12 protein-coding genes and 1 pseudogene are annotated in these 19,314 nt (G+C 67.0%); 6 read left to right on the forward strand and 7 right to left on the reverse strand.

The features are described 5' to 3' along the window. Positions 1–88 (forward strand): annotated as a pseudogene (locus LH400_RS21405) (IS5/IS1182 family transposase); the annotation flags it as partial. A 237-nt stretch (positions 89–325) separates the two neighbouring features. Here LH400_RS21405 and ilvD read toward each other — a convergent pair. From ilvD to ahcY, 6 genes are all read right to left on the reverse strand, one after another. Beyond that, positions 326–2,161, reverse strand: coding sequence for a dihydroxy-acid dehydratase (gene ilvD, locus LH400_RS21410; protein WP_229155418.1), 1,836 nt, complete (start codon positions 2,159–2,161; stop codon positions 326–328). Between the two features lie 238 nt (positions 2,162–2,399). Next, positions 2,400–3,239 carry a DUF4339 domain-containing protein gene (locus LH400_RS21415; protein WP_229155419.1) on the reverse strand — a complete coding sequence of 280 codons (840 nt, stop codon included), beginning with the start codon at positions 3,237–3,239 and terminating at the stop codon, positions 2,400–2,402. A gap of 99 nt (positions 3,240–3,338) precedes the next feature. Continuing rightward, positions 3,339–4,082 carry a nucleotidyltransferase family protein gene (locus LH400_RS21420; protein ID WP_229155420.1) on the reverse strand — a complete coding sequence of 248 codons (744 nt, stop codon included), beginning with the start codon at positions 4,080–4,082 and terminating at the stop codon, positions 3,339–3,341. Continuing rightward, positions 4,079–5,674, reverse strand: a complete 1,596-nt coding sequence (gene tsaE / locus LH400_RS21425; RefSeq protein WP_229155427.1) for a tRNA (adenosine(37)-N6)-threonylcarbamoyltransferase complex ATPase subunit type 1 TsaE — start codon at positions 5,672–5,674, stop codon at positions 4,079–4,081. The genes LH400_RS21420 and tsaE overlap by 4 nt, the downstream gene beginning before the upstream one ends. Beyond that, on the reverse strand, positions 5,671–8,118 hold the full coding sequence (locus LH400_RS21430) for a PAS domain-containing sensor histidine kinase (protein ID WP_229155428.1): 2,448 nt from the start codon (positions 8,116–8,118) through the stop codon (positions 5,671–5,673). The genes tsaE and LH400_RS21430 overlap by 4 nt, the downstream gene beginning before the upstream one ends. A 380-nt stretch (positions 8,119–8,498) precedes the next feature. Beyond that, positions 8,499–9,899, reverse strand: coding sequence for an adenosylhomocysteinase (gene ahcY, locus LH400_RS21435; RefSeq protein WP_229155429.1), 1,401 nt, complete (start codon positions 9,897–9,899; stop codon positions 8,499–8,501). Between the two features lie 197 nt (positions 9,900–10,096). On the opposite strand from ahcY, the gene LH400_RS21440 reads away from it, so the two are divergent. Beyond that, positions 10,097–11,908 carry an aq_1923 C-terminal domain gene (locus tag LH400_RS21440; RefSeq protein WP_229155431.1) on the forward strand — a complete coding sequence of 604 codons (1,812 nt, stop codon included), beginning with the start codon at positions 10,097–10,099 and terminating at the stop codon, positions 11,906–11,908. A gap of 321 nt (positions 11,909–12,229) precedes the next feature. Here LH400_RS21440 and ubiG read toward each other — a convergent pair whose 3' ends face one another. Further along, complete coding sequence (gene ubiG / locus LH400_RS21445; protein WP_229155432.1) at positions 12,230–12,976, reverse strand: bifunctional 2-polyprenyl-6-hydroxyphenol methylase/3-demethylubiquinol 3-O-methyltransferase UbiG; 747 nt, start codon at positions 12,974–12,976, stop codon at positions 12,230–12,232. A gap of 266 nt (positions 12,977–13,242) precedes the next feature. Between ubiG and LH400_RS21450 the strand changes: the two genes are divergently transcribed. The 4 genes from LH400_RS21450 to prmC all read left to right on the forward strand — a co-directional run bounded on the left by LH400_RS21450 (position 13,243) and on the right by prmC (position 19,093). Beyond that, positions 13,243–14,496, forward strand: coding sequence for an aspartate kinase (locus tag LH400_RS21450; RefSeq protein ID WP_229155434.1), 1,254 nt, complete (start codon positions 13,243–13,245; stop codon positions 14,494–14,496). Between the two features lie 177 nt (positions 14,497–14,673). Continuing rightward, positions 14,674–16,935, forward strand: coding sequence for a phosphoenolpyruvate--protein phosphotransferase (ptsP, locus tag LH400_RS21455; RefSeq protein ID WP_229155479.1), 2,262 nt, complete (start codon positions 14,674–14,676; stop codon positions 16,933–16,935). 105 nt (positions 16,936–17,040) lie between these two features. Further along, positions 17,041–18,120, forward strand: coding sequence for a peptide chain release factor 1 (gene prfA, locus LH400_RS21460; protein ID WP_229155436.1), 1,080 nt, complete (start codon positions 17,041–17,043; stop codon positions 18,118–18,120). Further along, positions 18,113–19,093: a peptide chain release factor N(5)-glutamine methyltransferase gene (prmC, locus tag LH400_RS21465; protein WP_229155437.1), complete on the forward strand. Its 981-nt coding sequence runs from the start codon at positions 18,113–18,115 to the stop codon at positions 19,091–19,093. Before prfA ends, prmC begins: the two co-directional genes overlap by 8 nt. Positions 19,094–19,314 lie beyond the last annotated feature (221 nt).

Raw genomic sequence — 19,314 nt, forward strand, 5'->3', positions numbered from 1 at the left:
GCGTGATTACGAACAGCGCATCGACGTCTCGGAAGCCATGATCCATGTCGCCATGGGAAGCCTCCTGCTCCGACGCATCAGCCATTGATACCATTCTCAAACGGACTCTTAATCAGTGAGGCAACTTTCTGTATTGTGAATCTAACGCGTTTCACGGCGGCTCCCGGATCGCTTTTCCACATACATCAGGCTGCGACTACTAAACACTAGAACTCTATTCGGCGTGATTTCCTAAATCTGTTCGGGCGCATCGCATGGAGAATGTCAGCTCTTCACGCGCAGGTATTTGGTCAACTAGGTTACCCTCCGGACGCAACCGGTATCTTTAATCCACCATCCGCACGGCGCCCTTGGCGGCACTGGTGGTCAGCGCGGCATACGCCTTCAGCGCCTGGGTCGCCTTGCGGGTGCGGGGCTCGGCCGGCTTCCAGCCCCTGGCTTCCTGCGCCTCGCGGCGCCGGGCGATCTCGGCGTCGTCGACGGCGAGATGGATGCGCCGGTTGGGAATGTCGATCTCGATCGTGTCGCCTTCCTTGACGAGGCCGATCGTGCCGCCTTCGGCCGCTTCCGGCGAGACATGGCCGATGGAGAGGCCCGAGGAGCCGCCGGAGAAGCGCCCGTCCGTCACCAGCGCGCAGTCCTTGCCGAGGCCCTTCGACTTCAGATAGCTCGTCGGATAGAGCATTTCCTGCATGCCGGGGCCGCCGCGCGGGCCCTCGTAGCGGATCAGCACGATGTCGCCGGGTTTCACCTGGTTGGAGAGGATCGCCTTCACCGATGCGTCCTGGCTCTCGAAGATGCGAGCGGGGCCGGAGAAGGTGAGGATCGAGGCGTCGACGCCGGCGGTCTTCACGATGCAGCCGTCTTCCGCGAGGTTGCCGTAGAGAACGGCGAGGCCGCCATCCTTCGAGAAGGCATGGTCCGCATTGCGGATTGCGCCGGCCTCGCGGTCGAGGTCGAGGTCGTCCCAGCGGCGGTCCTGGCTGAAGGCGGTCTGCGAGGGCACGCCGCCCGGCGCCGCCCGGTAGAAGTCGTGAACGGTGGTGCTCGACGTGCGCGCGACGTCCCAGCGATCGAGCGCGTCGCCGAGTGACTCGGCATGAACCGAGCCGACACTGGTATCGAGCAGCCCGGCGCGGTCGAGTTCGCCGAGGATCGCCATGATGCCGCCAGCGCGGTGGACGTCCTCCATGTGGACGTTGGCGACGGCCGGCGCGACCTTGCACAGCACCGGCACGCGCCGCGACAGGCGGTCGATGTCGGCCATGGTGAAGTCGATCTCGCCCTCATGCGCGGCGGCGAGGAGATGCAGGACGGTATTGGTCGAGCCGCCCATGGCGATGTCGAGCGTCATGGCGTTCTCGAAGGCGGCGAAGCTCGCGATCGAGCGCGGCAGCACGGACGCGTCGTCCTGCTCGTAATAGCGGCGGGCGAGGTCGACAATCAGATGGCCGGCCTCGACGAAGAGGCGGCGGCGGTCGGCATGGGTTGCGAGGGTCGAGCCATTGCCCGGCAGCGACAGGCCGAGCGCCTCCGTCAGGCAGTTCATCGAGTTCGCCGTGAACATGCCGGAGCAGGAGCCGCAGGTCGGGCAGGCCGAGCGTTCGATCACCTGGACGTCCTCGTCCGAAACGCGGTCGTCTGCCGCCGCGACCATGGCATCGACCAGATCCAGCGCCTTCTTCTCGCCGGTGGACAGGATCACCTTGCCGGCCTCCATCGGTCCGCCGGAGACGAAGACGACGGGGATGTTGAGGCGGAGCGCCGCCATCAGCATGCCCGGCGTGATCTTGTCGCAATTGGAGATGCAGACCATGGCGTCGGCGCAATGCGCGTTGACCATGTATTCGACCGAGTCGGCGATGAGTTCGCGCGACGGCAGCGAATAGAGCATGCCGTCATGACCCATGGCGATGCCGTCGTCGACCGCGATGGTGTTGAACTCCTTGGCGACGCCGCCGGCCTGTTCGATCTCGCGGGCGACCAACTGGCCGAGGTCCTTCAGATGGACATGGCCGGGCACGAACTGGGTGAAGGAGTTGACGACGGCGATGATCGGCTTGCCGAAATCGCCGTCCTTCATGCCCGTCGCGCGCCACAGCCCGCGCGCGCCGGCCATGTTGCGGCCATGGGTGGTGGTGCGGGAGCGATAGGCGGGCATGGGCGGTTCCTCGGATATTCTATGGCTTCGGCCTGCCCTTACACCCGTTTCGCCGGTCGATCCAAATGCAATTCCTTCCACCCGCCGCCGCCGAATTGCAGGGGCGGTTCGTGGTTCGGACGACGACGGAGGCAGTCGCAGTGCGCACCCGGCAGGAAATCGGCGGGCAAGACAGGGGGCCGGCCGGCGCGCAAAAGCCCCTGTTTCCGGTCAGGTGCCTTTTCGGCCGAACTTGCGGCTATCCGGTCTGCGTCGCCGGGGCGCCTGTCTCCGGAGCGGTTCCGTCGACCGAGAGTTCATAGTAGATCATGCCGTCGCGATCGCTGATCACATAGCGGGCGGCATAGGTCAGCCCGTCGGATGCGACGATCCTCGCTTTGCACGAATTCCGTTCCGGCGACGTTCTGACGGTCTCGATCGCTTCCAGCGCCTGCGCCTTGATACCGGTCGTATTGGATGGAAGGGCGAGGAACAGGCTCTGCACCTGCGCGACGGACGTTTCCGAGTCGCAACTCGGCAGCCCGAAGCCGTAATAGGTCTTGCCCGGCGACAGGCCCAGGGTGATCGCGAGGCTGAGGGCGAAGGATGCGAGCCATGCCCAGAATGGCTCCTGGCCCTTTCCCAGGCGCCGGCTCCTCATGAACAGATAGGCCGGTGCCAGCAGGAACATCACGAGGACGTTCGGCGGTTTCGCATCGGGCCGCGCCGCCTTGATCGCCCGGTTGTCGGCCACCCCAAGAGCCAGATTGACCGCGGCGTAGAGATAGATGCTGTTCGTGCCGATCCCGCTCAGGCCGGCGCCGAACTCCAGCAGGGTCTCGATCGTCGCGCCGACGACTGGAACGGCGGCGACGAGCCAGACATAGACGTCGGTGACCGGGCCGGCCGAAGGCGCGGCAGCGGGCGGCGTCTCGCTCAGATCGTCAATGGTGTCGAACCGCTTCCAGTCGTTCCCGAAGGCCGCGTTCCAGACCCGCGTCGTGCGCTTGATGACGCCGTCGGCGTGAAGCGCCTCGATCTGTTCGCGCGTTCGCGGGCCGACGGAGGCGCCGTTACTTTCGTAGTACCAATCTGTCATGCGACCTGCCAGGTCTAGATCGGCCCCATCTTCTCTTACGTAAGTCTACGTTTGATGCAGGGTCAACCCGCGCGCTGGAAGAATGGAGCGCGCGGGCCGCTACGCCGCCGCACTCGCCAGGAACGCCGCCTCGGCCTCGCGGATCGCGGCCGGCGTTCCCACGGTGATCCAGACGCCGTCGAGGCGCACGCCGAAGAGCCGGCCGGCCTCGATGGTCGTGTCGAAGACCCGGTTCAAGGAGAACTTCTCCACCGCCATGCCGGCGAAGACTTCGGGCTTCAGGATCGCCGCACCGGCATAGATGAAGGGCGAGAAGTCGCGCTCGCCGACGCGGGTCAGTCGTCCTTCCGCATCCATGACGAAGTCGCCGCGCCCGTCATAGCCCGTCGACTGGCGCATGTCGGAGATCAGGAGCGAGACGTCCATTTTGGCGCCGTCCCAGAGTTCGGACAGAAGATCGAGATTGTCGCGATAGCCGTCGATCCAGAAGGTGTCGGAATTGACGACATAGAAGGGTTCGTCGCCGAGCAGCGGCAGCGCCTTGACGATGCCACCGCCCGAATCGAGCAGTTCCTCGCGCTCGTCGGAGATCACGATCTCCATGTCGGTGCGCTTCTTCAGATGAGCGCGCATCAGGTCCGGCAGGTAGTGGACGTTGACGACTACCGTCTCGACGCCGTTGCGGGCAAGGGCGTCGAGCCCGTAGTCGATCAGCGCCTTGCCGCGGATCTCGACCAGCGGCTTCGGCATGGTCGAGGTGATCGGGCGCATGCGCTTGCCGAGGCCGGCCGCGAGCACCATGGCCTTTTTCGGCTTCTTGTGGGGGACGGTGCGAAGGGTCATGTCGTCTGTCTGCCTGAGGCTGGGAAGGCCGCCGGGTCGTCGAGAACGCTCCAGTCCGCATAGAGCGAACGGAGCGCCGCCAGCGACGGGTGGTCGAGCGTGCGTCGAAGATAGGCTTTAAGACGCGGAATATGACGCAGATATTGCGGCTTGTCGTCCCGCTCGCACAACCGGACGAAAATGCCGAGAATCTTGGAGGCGCGCTGGGCTGCCATGATTGCGTAGTCGCGCTCGAATCCGAATGCGTCGAAGTCCGGACGGGCCGAGCGGCGCGCGGCGATGTAGGCGCTGACGAGCGCGGCTTCGAGCTCGGCGGGAATGTCCACCCGCGCGTCCTGTGCGAGCGAGGCGACGTCATAGGCGGCCGGCCCGATCATCGCGTCCTGGAAGTCGATCAGGCCGAGCCGGGGCGTGCCCTCGGCCTCCGGCCGCCAGATGATGTTGGGGGAGTGGAAGTCGCGCAGCGTCAGGCTGGTCTCTGCCGCTTCGAGTTCGTCGAAGAGCGCCTGCCAGATTTCCCCGTACAGCGCCCGCTCGTCGGGCGTCGCCTGACGCTTCCTGGCGAAGGGCAGGTACCAGTCGATCAAGAGGTCGACCTCCGCCTGCATGGCGCGCCGGTCGTAGGGCGGGACGGCGTGGACGATGCCGCCTTCAACCGGCAGCTCCGACGGCCACTCGCAGCGGTGCAGCTCGGCAAGGCACAGGACCGCCGCCTCGTAGCGTTCGGCGATCGGCCGGCCGTCCGCGCCCAGCACCGAGCCCGAGCCGAGATGGTCGAGCAGCAGGAGCCCGCCGCCCAGATCGGCTCTACGGATCGCCGGGGCCGCAAAGCCACGGCTCCTCAGAGCCTCGGCGAGCGCCACGAAGGGCACGACGTCCTCGGCGAGATGGGCGATGCGGCTGTAGGGCAGACCGTCTTTGATCGGCGGCCCGTCCGGCTGGCGCGGAGCGTCCATCAGGACGACCGTCTCGCCGCCGTCTTCGAGGGTTTCGTAGCGTCGCGTCGAGGCGTCGCCGGTGAAGCGGTGGCGCTCGGCGGTGCCGAGACCCGCCTCAGTGAGGAAGGCGCGGATCGCCAGCGTGCGGGCGATGCGCCCGGCCGCGGCGCCGCGTGCCGTGATCGTCGCGATGCGGCCGCCCTCCGGCGCCATCGCAAGTTCCACCACGACCGCCGCTTCCGCGAGGATGGCGCCGTCGCGCTCCGGCCATTCGACCATGACGATGCCGGAGCGTCTCGCCTCGTCGAGTCCCAGTTCGTCAAGTTCGGCCGGGTCGGCGATCCTGTAGAGGTCGAAATGGGCGACCGGCGGGACCGTGTCGTAGGACTGGACGAGCGTGTAGGTCGGAGAGGGGACTTCGAGATCCGGATCGTCCGCAATCGTCCGGATCGCCGCCCTTGCAAGCGTCGACTTGCCGGCTCCCAGATCGCCGGCGAGCGCGACGAGGTCTCCCGGCCGCAGGAGAAGGGCGAGATCTGAGCCGAGCCGGCATGTCGCCGCGGCGTCGGCGAGTTCGATCCGGTGGACGGTCTCTCCCCCTTCGGTCCGGGCGCCAAGGCCGCCGGCGGCGCTGTCGGTTTCCGGCGCCTTCATTCGGCGGCGTCCTCGAAGCCGGTTTCGGTCTCGCCGCTTTCGTCCGGCGGCATACGTCCGAGCGGGAAACTGCAGACGACGGTGGTGCCGCGGCCGGGCGTCGAGGCGACGTCGACGACGCCGTGATGCAGTTCCACGAAGCTCTTGACGATCGACAGGCCGAGCCCGGCGCCGGACTGGCGCCCGCCATTCGGATTGGCCTCGAAGCGATCGAAGATCCGGTCGATCTGCTCCTTGGCGATGCCCGGTCCGCGATCGGTGACCTCGAAACTGATCATGCCGCCCTTGCGCCGCGCCTTGAGATCGACAGTCGAGCCGCTCGGCGCGAAATTCGCGGCGTTGGAGAGAAGATTGAACAGGATCTGGGTGATCCGGTGGCCGTCGGCGAGAAAGCTCTCGCCCGCCTCGGACAGATCGATGGTGAGGCGGATGTCGGCGGTATCGAGCCGGTCGCGCACCCCGTCCACCGCCTGTTCGACGCTCTTTGCGATGTCCACTTCCGACAGGTCGAGCTCCATGATGCCGGCATCGACGGTGGCAAGATCCAGAATGTCGTTGACGATCGTCAGCAGGGTCGAGGTGGAGGAGGCGATGTAGTCGAGATATTCGCTCTGGCGCGTGGTCAGCGGCCCGGTCTCCGGGGAGCGCAGGAGTGCCGAGAAGCCGATGATGTTGGTCAGCGGCGAACGCAGCTCGTAGTTCACATGCTGGACGAAGTCGTTCTTGACCTGGTTCGCCTGCTCCAGCGCGTCATTGCGTTCGCGCAGCATCCGCTCGGCCGCGCGGACGTCGGTGACGTCGGAGAAGGTCAACATGGTCTGCCCGTTCGGCAGCGGCACGATGCCGTAGGCGAAGGTGTGTTCGCTGGAAAGCGAGATCTCGCCGGTCTCGGTCTGGCGTCCGGCCTCGTCGAAGGCGGTGACCGCCTCGCTGAAGAGCTTCCAGCCGCTGCTCTGGCCGCGCGGCATGTCGGCCGGCTCGACGACATCGGAGCTGGCCATGTCCGGCAGCGTCTGAATGCGCGGCTTGCCCTGGAGATAGGTCGGATCGAAGCCCCACATCTCGGCGAAGGCCGGGTTCGACAGGCGCAGCCTGCCGTCGCTACCGAACACCGCGACGGCCTCGGTCAGATAGTCGATGGTCTCGCGCTGCAGGAGCACCGTCGCCTTCACCTGGCTTTCCAGCTCGAGCTTTTCGGTAATGTCCTCGAACACCCAGGTCGCGCCGCCGCGTGGCTGCGGCGCGGCGATGACGCGCAACGTGCGCCCGTCGGTGAGATGCCACATCGACTCGGTCGGCTCCGTCGCCCGGTAGGCGGCGAGGTCCTTTTCGCGCATCTCCGAGCGAAACAGCGTCTCGGTGGGCAGGATGCCGGTGGTGCGCAGGTGGTCGAGCAGCGACAGGTGATCCGGCTCGCTCTCGAGATAGAGGTCGGTGAGGTCGAAGAGCTTCTGGAAGGCGGCATTGTGATAGGCGAGCCGCGTCCTTTCGTCGAAGCGGGCGACCGCGGTCGCCAGCTGGTCGAGCGTCTCGGACTGGCTGTCGATCGTCTGGCGCAGCTCCATGCGGACCTGCTCGGTCTCCGAGACGTCGATGGCAAGGCCCGCCGAGCCGAGCGGGCCGGCCGCTTCGACGACGTTGAAATTGCGCCGGTCGGCCTCGACGACAGTCGAGACCTTGGACGAGAACAGCCCGGTTCCGCGCACATCCGTGGCGATCCGCATCCGGTCGTGCTCGCCCAGGAACTCGATCTGCTGGTCGAGGGCCTGGTCCACGGTCTTGGCATCGACCGAGCGCACATAGGCGTCGTTGATCCAGGTGAGGCGGCCCTCTTCGTCGCGCAGCCAGATCGGGATCGGCGCCTGGTCGAAGAGGTTCTGCATGGTCGCGATGGTGGCGCGCGCCAGCGCCTCGGCCCGCTGCGATTCGTGCATCCGATCGCGCAGGCCCTCGAGCGCCGCAAAGCGCACGACGGCATAGCCGCCGACCGTCTTGCCCACCGCCTCGATCGTCCAGCCGTTCGGCCGGTCGATCTCCAGGCAGAAGGTCTCGGCGCTCTGGCGCAGCCGGGTGATGGCATCCTCGAGGCGGATGGCGGCCTCGGGCGCGATCCAGTCGCGGAACGAAAGGAAGGTATCATCGCCCACCGGTGCGGCGCTTTCGGCGGGAAGCGAACCGAGGACTTCGGGTTCGCCGCGCCCGGCATAGACGAGCAGCCGCTCGTCGCCCGCGGCCAGAAGCGCCATCCGGCTCTCGGTCTCCGCCCGGCACTGGTAGAGATTCGCGCGTAGCGTCTCGTTTTCCGCGGCGAGTGCGGCACGCTGGCGGATCAGGAAGGTGGTGGCGATGAGCGCGGTACCGACCAGCAGCGCGAGCAGCGACAGGTACAACATGTCGACGTCGCTCATGACGCCGGGAAAGTCCTGCGTACCGATCGGACCCATGGCGAGAGCCGCCGTCGGTCGCGCGACCAGAGCCAAGCCGGCCGCAAGCAAGAAGCTGCCGGTGCCGCCGACGCCTCTTCCTGTCCCGCACTCACAGGCTGTACCAGAATCCATTCTCGTCCGGTAAGCGCTTGCGCGCCCGGATCCTGCCGCCTCCGACATTCGCGTGTGCCCTCGTCCTTGCCGCCGCTTCGTGAGACTGAACTCAACGCATCTGCATCGTGGCGGTCCGAAAACCCCTCTAGTGCCACGATTCGGCCATCTTAGCGCAGGGCGAGTCGGGCGCAATGCACAAGATGACGAGGTCGGCAATAAAGAAAGGCCGCCGACCCCTTGCGGATCGGCGGCCTTTATGAATCGTGGTTAACGCGCCTGCGGCGTCAGTAGCGGTAATGCTCTGGCTTGTATGGGCCCTGAGGGGTCACGCCGATATAGGTTGCCTGCTCTTCCGACAACTCGGACAATCTTGCGCCGAGCTTGCCGAGATGCAGCCGGGCAACTTTCTCGTCCAAATGCTTCGGCAGCACATAGACCTGGTTCTGGTACTGATCGCCCTTCGTGAAGAGCTCGATCTGGGCCAGCGTCTGGTTGGTGAAGGACGCCGACATGACGAAGCTCGGATGGCCGGTGGCGTTGCCGAGATTGAGCAGGCGTCCCTCCGACAGGAGCAGCATGCGATTCCCCTTCGGGAATTCGATCATGTCGACCTGCGGCTTGATGTTGGTCCATTTCAGGTTGCGCAGCGCGCCGACCTGAATCTCGTTGTCGAAATGGCCGATATTGCCGACGATCGCCATGTCCTTCATCGCGCGCATGTGCTCGATGCGGATGACGTCCTTGTTGCCGGTCGTCGTGATGAAGATGTCCGCGGAGGAGACGACGTCCTCGAACTGCACCACCTCGAAGCCGTCCATCGCGGCCTGCAGGGCGCAGATCGGGTCGACCTCGGTGACCTTGACGCGGGCGCCGGCGCCCTGGAGCGAGGCGGCCGAACCCTTGCCGACGTCGCCATAGCCGCAGACGACCGCGACCTTGCCGGCCATCATCACGTCGGTGGCACGGCGGATGCCGTCGACCAGCGATTCCTTGCAGCCATACTTGTTGTCGAACTTCGACTTGGTGACGCTGTCGTTGACGTTGATCGCCGGGAAGGGAAGGAGGCCCTTCTTCTGCAGCTGGTAGAGACGGTTGACGCCGGTCGTCGTCTCCTCGGTGACGCCCTTGATGGCGTCGCGCTGCTTGGCGAAGAAGCCCGGGGTCTCCTCCATGCGCTTCTTGATCTGCGCGAAGAGGATTTCCTCTTCCTCATTGCCCGGATTGGACAGGACGTCCTCGCCGGCCTCGGCCCTGGCGCCGGTGAGGATGTACATCGTGGCGTCGCCGCCGTCGTCGAGGATCATGTTCGACGGCTGGCCGTCCGACCACTGGAAGATCTTGTCGGTGTAGGTCCAGTAGTCCTTGAGGCTCTCGCCCTTGATCGCGAAGACCGGGATGCCGGCGGCGGCGATCGCGGCGGCCGCATGGTCCTGGGTGGAGAAGATGTTGCAGGAGGCCCAGCGGACCTCGGCGCCGAGCGCAACGAGCGTCTCGATGAGGACGCCTGTCTGGATCGTCATGTGCAGCGAGCCGGTGATGCGGGCGCCCTTCAGCGGCTTGTCGGTGCCGAACTCCTCGCGGCAGGCCATGAGGCCCGGCATTTCGGTCTCGGCAATGTCGAGCTCCTTGCGACCGTAGTCGGCGAGCGAAATGTCCTTCACGACATAGTCTTGGGTGGTCGTCATGTCTCTGCTGTCCCTTCTGGTGGGAGATGGTGTGCCCGGCCTCCGGCCCGACGGTCAGGTCCTGGCTTTAGCAGGACGAGGCCCTGCCTACAAGGCCACATAAAGAGTTGCTTATGTCTTGATCGGATCGTCAGGATTGGAGTGAACGGCGTTTCGCGCTAGCCTTGCGGGCGGGGCGCGTTCGGGAGGTCGTGAGCATGAGATCGAGTTTCGCGGCAGGGATGGTCGGACTGTCCCTGGTGCTCGCCGCAGTCGGCCCTTCGGCCGGCCAGGAGCGGCCGTCGCCGATCACGGTGCCGGCGGCCGAAGGCAGCCGGAGCCTGTCGGATCTGCTCCTGCCCTACAGCCCCTATCTCTTCGACGCGATCATCACCGGCGCCCGGAGCCTTGCCGAAATCACCTATCAGTCGCGGCGCTATGATCCGATCATGCGCACGCTGATCGTCAACGGCTTGCAAGTGGACCGCGACGACTTCCACATGCGGGTCGGCCAGGCACGGATCGGCTCGGCGGAGGCGGTCTTCGAGGACGTAGTGATCGACACCCGGGCGCTGCCGCTCGACCCGACGGTCCGCACCGTTCTGCAGCGTCTGGGACGCGAAATCGTCACCGGCGACGTGGCGGTCACGGTCACGATGGACGCGGCGCAGGCGAACTACGACCTTCAGGCCGATGTCAGGATGGACGGCGCCGGCCGGCTCGACCTTCAGGCCGATGTCGCCGGGTTTCACATCCTGGTCCCGCTCGATGAGTTGGAAGGCCGCGACGGCAATGGCTCGCCGGAACTCGCCGGCCGGCTCCGCTCCGCGAGCGCGAGCTTTACCGATGCGGGGCTTGCCGCCGCGCTCTACGAGGTGGTGGGAGCGGGTCAGGGCATGACCGCTCCGCAGGCGCGTGCGGCCGCCTCGATGACCGCGGGGATTGCCATTGCCTCGATGTTCAACGGCTTTTCGGGCGGCGAGACGGCGGAACTCAAGGCGGCTGCCCGGCAATGGTCCGCGGCGGTCCAGGCATTCCTCGCCCGGCCTGACCGGCTCGCCGTGACGCTGCTGCCCGCCCAGCCCTTCGACCTGTCGCGCCTGTCGGCAAAGCAGCCGATCGACGCCGCCACGATCCTGGCGCTGAACCCCTCGGTCGCCGCCGGCGCGGCGCCGAAGCTGGCGCTGCGCGATCCGGCCAAGCTGACGCTCGGTCCCGACGCGCAGCTCTCCGACATCCTCTCGGTGGCGCAGACGCTGATCGAGGGTCGCGGCGTGCCGCAGGACATCGAGCGGGCGGTCACGCTGCTGCTTCCGCCGGCGCGCGCCGACAACCGGGCGGCGATCGCGCTGCTCGCGCGGGCGCTCGCGCTCGACCCCGGCGCCAAGATCCCGCAGGACGGTCTCGTCGGCACCTATGTGGCGCTGGCCCTCGCCAAGGCGGACGGGCTGCGGCCGGCCGAGCAGAGCCTTGCCGCCGTCCGCTCGCGCCTCAGCCCGGCCGAGATCGCCGCGGCCGAGGACGATGCCGCCGCCAGATGGCGGCAGACGCCGGTCGGGACAAAGCAGCGCCAGGCGGAGATCCGCGCCTTCCAGATGCAGGACTGGCCGACGGTGCGCAGGCTTGCCTTCGCCTATTACGAAGGGGTCACGATGCCGCGCAACGTCATGCGCGCCTATGGCTGGGCCTCAATCGCGGCGGCCGGCGGCGATGCGATCGCGGCCAGATTCCGCGACGAGCTGACCGAGGCGGTGAATTCCGGCCGGCTGGTCCTGCCGCTCGACAAGGCCCGCGAGGCGACCAACGATCTGTGGCGGCTGATCATCGCCGAGCCGGCGGAAGCGACGGCGCCCGCGGCTCCGCCCACGCCTGCGGCTCCGCCCACGCCGTCGGCTCCCATGGACGGGGCCGGCGGGCCGGCTCCGGCTCCGGCTCCGGACGATGCGGCGTCCGCGCCACCGGAACCCGCCGCCGAAACCGGCTCCGCCGAAGCGCCGTCTTCGCCGGACGGCCCGACGAAGACGCAGTAGCGCTCCGGGAGCGTCCTCGACCGAACAGATGAACGGGGCAAAAAGAGTGAACCGAGATAGATGCGGCTCTATCCCGGTTCACGCGGCCGCAGGAGCCAGAGGGTATGGGCCCGCACGTGCCGAACTGCGAGTCTCGACTGGCAGCGGCCCCTCATGCCTATAGGGAAGTTGATTTGTCAACCAATCCCGTCGCGCGCGGCGTGGTGTCGTTGGCGCCCTGCCGGCGGGTCGGATGGCTGTGGAGGGCGGAGGGCGGCTGGCGATCCCGGTTCCGCCCCACGTTCACCGAGGCCGCCCTGTGCGGTCGGGGATCGGCAGCGCCTATCCGGGCCGGCGCGCGAGCACCATGTAGTTGACGTCGGTGTCGCGCGAGGGGCGCCAGGCGTCCGCCAGCGGGTGATAGACGACGCCGGTCTCGTCGATCATCGACAGGCCGGCCCGCTCCAGCGGCCGGGCAATCTCCTCCGGCCGCACCAGCTTGGAAAATTGGTGCGTGCCCTTCGGCAGCCAGCCGAGCACGTATTCGGCGCCGACGATCGCGAAGGTCAGGGCCTTCAGCGTCCGGTTGATCGTGGCGACGAAGAGCAGGCCGCCCGGCTTCACCATGTCGGCGCAGGAGGTCAGGAACAAGTCGACATCGGCGACGTGTTCGACGATCTCCAGCGCGAGCACCACGTCAAAGCGCTCGCCGCCCTCTGCGATCGCCTCGGCGGTCGTCGCCCTGTAGTCGATGGCAAGTCCGCTCTCTTCGGCGTGGAGCTTGGCGACCTCGATATTGGTCTCCGACGCGTCCGCGCCGACGACGCTCGCGCCCAGCCGCGCCATCGGCTCGGCGATCAGCCCGCCGCCGCAGCCGATATCGAGCAGCGACAGCCCGGCGAGCGGCCGCGACCCGTCGGGGTCGCGCTGGAAGTTCTTCGCCACTTCGCTGCGGATATAATCGAGCCGGACCGGGTTGAACTTGTGCAGCGGCTTGAACTTGCCGGAGGGGTTCCACCACTCCTGAGCCAGGCGCGAGAAGCGTTCGACCTCGCCGCTGTCGATCGTGCTGCCCCGCTCGAATTCCATGGCGGCGTTCCCTCTTTGCCGTAATCCGTCGGCCGGGATGTTTCTTCGCGGGCGCTAAAGTCAAGCGCATCCGTGCCGTCGGGCCGCGATGTCGCAGGTATTTCGGCCCGGGACCCGGTTCCCCGACGTGCTTGAGCAGTCCCGATTGCGGTTTGCGGACGCATCGGCTAGGGAACGCCCGCCCGCCGGACTTCATGTCCGCGGAGCGAGATCGTTTTCCCGCAGCGCCGGAGCTCGAGCCCGGCATCAGACGCCGAACCGTTTCCATGGCCCGTCTCGTCCTGAAATTCGGCGGAACCTCCGTCGCCGACATCGACCGCATCCGCAACGTCGCGCGGCATGTCAAACGCGAGGTCGACGCCGGCCATCACTGCGCGGTCGTCGTCTCGGCCATGTCGGGCAAGACCAACGAACTCGTCGGCTGGTGCCGGCAGGCCTCGCCGCTTCATGATGCCCGCGAATACGACGCCGTCGTGGCCTCGGGCGAGCAGGTAACGGCCGGGCTCCTGGCGATCACGCTGCAGGAGATGGGCGTCAATGCCCGCTCCTGGCAGGGCTGGCAGATCCCGATCCGCACCGACGGCGCCCATGGCGCGGCCCGCATCCAGGAGATCGACGCCTCGGAGATCGTGCGGCGGTTCGGCGAGGACCAGGTAGCCGTCATCGCGGGCTTCCAGGGACTCGCCCCGGACAACCGCATCGCAACGCTCGGCCGCGGCGGGTCGGACACCTCCGCCGTCGCCGTCGCCGCCGCGATCGGCGCCGATCGCTGCGACATCTATACCGATGTCGACGGCGTCTACACGACCGATCCGCGCATCGAGCCGAAAGCCCGGCGCATGGCGAAGATCTCCTTCGAGGAGATGCTGGAAATGGCCTCGCTCGGCGCCAAGGTCCTGCAGGTGCGCTCGGTCGAGCTCGCGATGGTACACAAGGTGCGCACCTTCGTGCGCTCATCCTTCGAGGACCCGGATGCGCCCGGCATGGGGGATTTCGACAACCCGCCGGGCACGCTCATTTGCGACGAGGACGAGATCGTGGAACAGCAGGTCGTCACAGGGATCGCCTACGCCAAGGACGAGGCGCAGATCTCGCTGAGGCGGGTTCAGGACCAGCCGGGCGTGGCCGCGGCGATCTTCGGGCCGCTCGCCGACGCGGGCGTCAATGTCGACATGATCGTCCAGAACATCTCGGAATCGGGCGAGGCGACCGACATGACCTTCACGGTCCCGGTCGGCGATCTGTCGAAGGCGACCGCGGTGCTCGACAAGGCCAAGGCCGAGATGCGCTACGACGCCATCCAGAGCGAACAGGGTCTGACCAAGGTCTCGGTGATCGGCGTCGGCATGCGCAGCCATACCGGCGTTGCGGCCACGGCCTTCAAGGCGCTGGCGAGCCGCGGCATCAACATCAAGGCGATCACCACGTCCGAGATCAAGATCTCCATCCTGATCGACGGAGACTTTACCGAACTCGCCGTGCGCACGCTGCACTCGGTCTACGGCCTCGACAAGGCGTGAACGGAAGGCTTGAAGCCGACGGTTGTGATCGCTATCAGGCCAGCGGGCAACGTGCTTGAGACCTTGTCGCGCCTTCCCTTGTTTGGGAGAGTCGCGGAATTGTGATCTGATACGGGCGGGCCGGGGGTCGGCCCTCGGGCGGACGAGGCTTATCGCCGGAAACGGAAGACCGCGTTGATCAGAAACGACATGTCAGGTCCGCGCGTCCTCATGCGCCGCATCCGGGAGCTCATGGCCGAGCGCCTCGATCCGCAGACGCGCCTCGATCAGATCGTCAGGCTGATCGCCCAGAACATGGTGGCCGAGGTCTGCTCGCTCTACGTTCTCAGGGCCGACGCGGTGCTGGAACTCTACGCCACCGAAGGCCTCAATCCCGGCTCCGTCCATCTTGCGCAGCTGCGCCTCGGCGAAGGCCTCGTCGGCACGATCGCCGCGACCGCGCGTCCGCTCAATCTGTCCGACGCGCAGAAGCATCCGGCCTTCACCTACCTGCCGGAGACCGGCGAGGAGATCTTCAACTCCTTCCTCGGCGTGCCGGTCCTGAGGGCGGGACGCACGCTCGGCGTGCTCGTCGTGCAGAACAAGTCGGCGCGGGTCTATCGCGACGAGGAGTCCGAGGCGCTCGAGACGGTGGCGATGGTCGTTGCCGAAATGATCGCCGCGGGCGGCCTCGAAGGGCTGACGCGGCCGGGCGTGGCACTGGACCTGACGCGGCCGGTCAGCTTCGAGGGCGTGGCGCTGTCGGAGGGGATCGGCATTGGCCGGGTCGTCCTCCACGAGCCCCGTGTCGTCGTCACCAACCTCTTCAACGAGAACGCCGAGGTGGAGGTCGACCGGCTCGGCGAAGCGCTCGGCTTCCTCAGGGTCTCGATCGAGGACATGCTGGCGCGGCGCGACATCGCCGGCGAGGGCGAGCACCGGGCGGTGCTCGAAGCCTATCGCATGTTCGCCCACGACCGCGGCTGGGTGCGCCGGCTGGAGGAGGCGGTGCGCAACGGGCTGACCGCCGAGGCGGCGGTTGAGAAGGTGCAGTCCGACATGCGCGCGCGCATGATGCACCTCACCGATCCCTATATCCGCGAGCGGCTGCACGATTTCGACGATCTCGCCAACCGGCTCCTGCGGCAGCTGATCGGACGCGGCGAGGACGATCTGTCGGAGCTCACCGACGCCGTCGTCGTCGCCCGCCAGATGGGCGCGGCCGAACTTCTCGACTATCGCCGCGGCCAGATCCGCGGCCTCGTCCTCGAAGAGGGCGCGGCGACCAGCCATGTCGTGATCGTGGCGAGGGCGCTCGGCGTGCCGGTCGTCGGCCAGGTCAAGGGCGCGGTCTCGATGTCGGAGAACCGCGACGCGATCATCGTCGACGGCGAGGATGGCAGCGTCCATCTGCGCCCGCCGCAGGAGATCGAGGCGCTGTTCGCCGACAAGGTGCGCTTCCGCGCCGAGCGCCAGCAGCGCTACCGCTCGCTGCGCGACGTGCCCTCGCGCACCAAGGACGGCGTCGACATCCACCTGCAGATGAATGCCGGGCTGCTCGTCGATCTGCCGCAGCTCGACGAATCGGCCGCCGAGGGCATCGGCCTGTTCCGCACCGAGCTGCAGTTCATGGTCGCCTCGACCATGCCGCGGGCGAGCGACCAGGAACGGCTCTATTCGGCGGTCCTCGACGCGGCGGCCGGCCGGCCGGTGACCTTCCGCACGCTCGATGTCGGCGGCGACAAGGTGTTGCCCTATCTCAGCCAGGCGTCGGAGGAGAATCCCGCGCTCGGCTACCGGGCGCTCAGGCTCGCACTCGACCGGCCGGGCCTGATGCGCACGCAGCTTCGCGCGCTTTTGAAGGCCGCGTCCGGGCGCGAGCTGCGCGTCATGTTCCCGATGGTGACCGACGTGTCGGAGGTGCGCCGCGCCCGCGAGCTGATCGATCGCGAGCTGACCCATCTCGGCCGCTTCGGCTATACGCTGCCGCGGGACCTGAAGATCGGGGCGATGATCGAGGTGCCCGCGCTCCTGTTCCAGCTCGATGCGCTGATGGCGTCGCTCGACTTCGTGTCGGTCGGCTCGAACGATCTGTTCCAGTTCTTCAGCGCGGTGGATCGCGGCAATACGCGCGTCGCCGGCCGCTTCGACGATCTGTCGGCACCGTTCTTCCGGGCGCTGAAGATGATCCTCGACGCGGGCAACCGCCACGCCGTGCCGGTGACCCTGTGCGGCGAGATGGCGGGCCGTCCGCTCTCGGCGATGGCGTTGATCGGCCTCGGCTTCCGCTCCATCTCCATGGCGCCGCCCTCGATCGGGCCGGTGAAGGCGATGATCGTCGCGCTCGACGCCGGCAGACTGACCGAGGTGATGGACGAGCATCTTCTGGAGGCGCGTCCCGGGCGCACGCTGCGACAGCAGCTCATGGATTTCGCCAAGGCTCACGCGATACCATATTAGCGGGGCATCGTCGGAGCCGCGCCAGGGCGGCCCGATTCGATCCGACCCGTGTCGCGGCACCGCCGCACCGGCCCCGATTCATCGAGACCCCGATTCAAGGACAGCATGGCGACCCTGCCGACAGCAACGCTCAACGAAATCCTGTCGCGCCACGACAAGCTCGAGGCCGAGATGGCGTCGGGGCCGGAGCACGACGTCTATTCTCGCCTTGCGGCCGAATATTCTTCGCTGGAAGAAGTCGTGGCTGCGATCCGCGAGTTCCGGCGCGCCGAGGAAGAACTTGCCGGCTCGCGCCAGCTCCTGGCCGACCCTTCAGCCGATCGCGAGATGCGCGCGCTCGCCGAAGACGAGATCGACGAGCTGAAGGAGCGGCTGGAAGAGCTGACCGGCCGAATCCGCATCCTGCTCTTGCCGAAGGACGCCGCCGACGAGAAGGGCGCGATCCTCGAAATCCGGGCCGGCACCGGCGGGTCCGAGGCCGGGCTCTTCGCGGGCGACCTCTTCCGCATGTACCAGCGCTACGCCGAACTCAACGGCTGGAAGGTGGAACTCCTGTCGGCCAGCGAGGGCGAGGTCGGCGGCTTCAAGGAAGTGATCGCCTCGATCAAGGGGGCTGGCGTCTTCTCCAAGCTGAAGTTCGAATCCGGCGTCCACCGCGTCCAGCGCGTGCCAGAAACCGAATCGGGCGGCCGTATCCACACCTCCGCGGCGACGGTCGCTGTCCTGCCGGAGGCCGAGGAAGTGGATATCGACGTCAGGGCCGAAGACATCCGCATCGACACGATGCGCTCCTCGGGCGCCGGCGGCCAGCACGTCAACACCACCGATTCGGCCGTGCGCATCACCCATCTGCCGACCGGCATCGTCGTCACCTCCTCGGAAAAGTCGCAGCACCAGAACCGGGCGCGGGCGATGCAGGTCCTGAAGGCCCGGCTCTACGACCTCGAACGCCAGCGCGCCGACGACGAGCGCTCGGCGGCCAGAAAGAGCCAGGTCGGCTCCGGCGACCGTTCTGAGCGCATCCGGACCTATAATTTCCCGCAGGGGCGGGTCACCGACCACCGCATCAACCTGACGCTCTACAAGCTCGACCGGGTGATCGAGGGCGAAATGGACGAACTCGTCGATGCGCTGATCTCCGACCATCAGGCGCACCAGCTCGCGGCCGTCGGCGCCGATGAGTGAGGCGTCCGGCGTCCGGACCCTCGGTCGGATCTTCGCCGAAAGCGCGCAGACCCTGCGAGCCGCGGGTTTGGCGACGCCGGACCTCGATGCGCGGCTGCTTCTGGCCGAAGCGGAGGGGATCGCGCCCGCCGGCGTCCATGGCTTCTCGCGCGATCCGGTCTCCGAACCGGGCTGCGCGCGGTTGGCGCAGTTCCTGGATCGCCGCCTGTCGGGCGAGCCGGTGCATCGCATCATCGGCCGCCGCGCCTTCTACGAGCACGAATTCCTGCTTTCGCCGGAAACGCTGGAGCCGCGGCCGGATACGGAGACGCTTGTGGAAGCGGCCCGGACCTTCATGGCGGACCGCCTCGCGCGGCAGAAGACCTTGCACTTCGCCGATCTCGGCACCGGGACCGGCGCGATCGCGATCTCGCTTCTGGCCCTCTTTCCGGCCGCGCGGGCGCTTGCCGTCGACATCTCGCAAGGAGCGCTCGCCACCGCTCTCCGTAACGCCGAGGCGGCCGGCGTCGCGGACAGAATGCTCGCCACTGTGGGAGATTTTCTCGCCGCGATCGGCGGGCCCCTTGATCTCATCGTGTCGAATCCCCCATATATTCGCAGTGAGGATATCGGGTCACTGGCGCGCGAAGTGCGCGAACATGACCCGCTTCTGGCCCTCGACGGAGGCCATGACGGCCTTTCAGCCTATCGCTCCATTGCAGCCTCTGCGCGATCCGTACTGGCGCATGACGGCGCGATTCTGGTCGAGATCGGCGCGGGTCAGGAAGACGACGTCTCGGCCGTGTTTTCCGATCGCGGCTTGAGGCCCATTGCGGGGCATCGCGACCTTTCCGGGCTGGTGCGCGTGCTCGGTTTCGCGGCGCAACGCGACGAAAAATCGGTTCAGGGCGCATCTTCGTCACACAACCGTTCGGAAACGTCGCTATTCGGAGAAAGTGCTTGTGACGGCAAGATTTCCCCACTAGGGTCATGAATAAGCAGAAAAATCGAGGGGGACATCCCGAACGGCGCGGCCGAGGGATGCTCGAGATGGCTGAAAGGCTGTCCGTCGGGCCGGCGGGGCTCATCGCCAGGCGAAACCAAAACTAACATTTCTATCGGCGTCTCCGCAGATGGAGTCGCTCTTCGAGGCGCGCGAAGCGTCTCTGGCTATGGCCAGGCCGGTGCGGCTGGCCCATCCAAAAGACAGGAAGA

Source organism: Jiella soli, from assembly GCF_020615385.1.
In the GTDB taxonomy this organism is placed as follows: Bacteria; Pseudomonadota; Alphaproteobacteria; order Rhizobiales; family Rhizobiaceae; genus VKMB-3413.

Coding starts and splice junctions, on each gene's coding strand:
- ilvD (WP_229155418.1), bottom strand. CDS start 2,161: ATGCCCGCCTATCGCTCCCGCACCACCACCCATGGCCGCAACATGGCC.
- LH400_RS21415 (WP_229155419.1), bottom strand. CDS start 3,239: ATGACAGATTGGTACTACGAAAGTAACGGCGCCTCCGTCGGCCCGCGA.
- LH400_RS21420 (WP_229155420.1), bottom strand. CDS start 4,082: ATGACCCTTCGCACCGTCCCCCACAAGAAGCCGAAAAAGGCCATGGTG.
- tsaE (WP_229155427.1), bottom strand. CDS start 5,674: ATGAAGGCGCCGGAAACCGACAGCGCCGCCGGCGGCCTTGGCGCCCGG.
- LH400_RS21430 (WP_229155428.1), bottom strand. CDS start 8,118: ATGGGTCCGATCGGTACGCAGGACTTTCCCGGCGTCATGAGCGACGTC.
- ahcY (WP_229155429.1), bottom strand. CDS start 9,899: ATGACGACCACCCAAGACTATGTCGTGAAGGACATTTCGCTCGCCGAC.
- LH400_RS21440 (WP_229155431.1), top strand. CDS start 10,097: ATGAGATCGAGTTTCGCGGCAGGGATGGTCGGACTGTCCCTGGTGCTC.
- ubiG (WP_229155432.1), bottom strand. CDS start 12,976: ATGGAATTCGAGCGGGGCAGCACGATCGACAGCGGCGAGGTCGAACGC.
- LH400_RS21450 (WP_229155434.1), top strand. CDS start 13,243: ATGGCCCGTCTCGTCCTGAAATTCGGCGGAACCTCCGTCGCCGACATC.
- prfA (WP_229155436.1), top strand. CDS start 17,041: ATGGCGACCCTGCCGACAGCAACGCTCAACGAAATCCTGTCGCGCCAC.
- prmC (WP_229155437.1), top strand. CDS start 18,113: ATGAGTGAGGCGTCCGGCGTCCGGACCCTCGGTCGGATCTTCGCCGAA.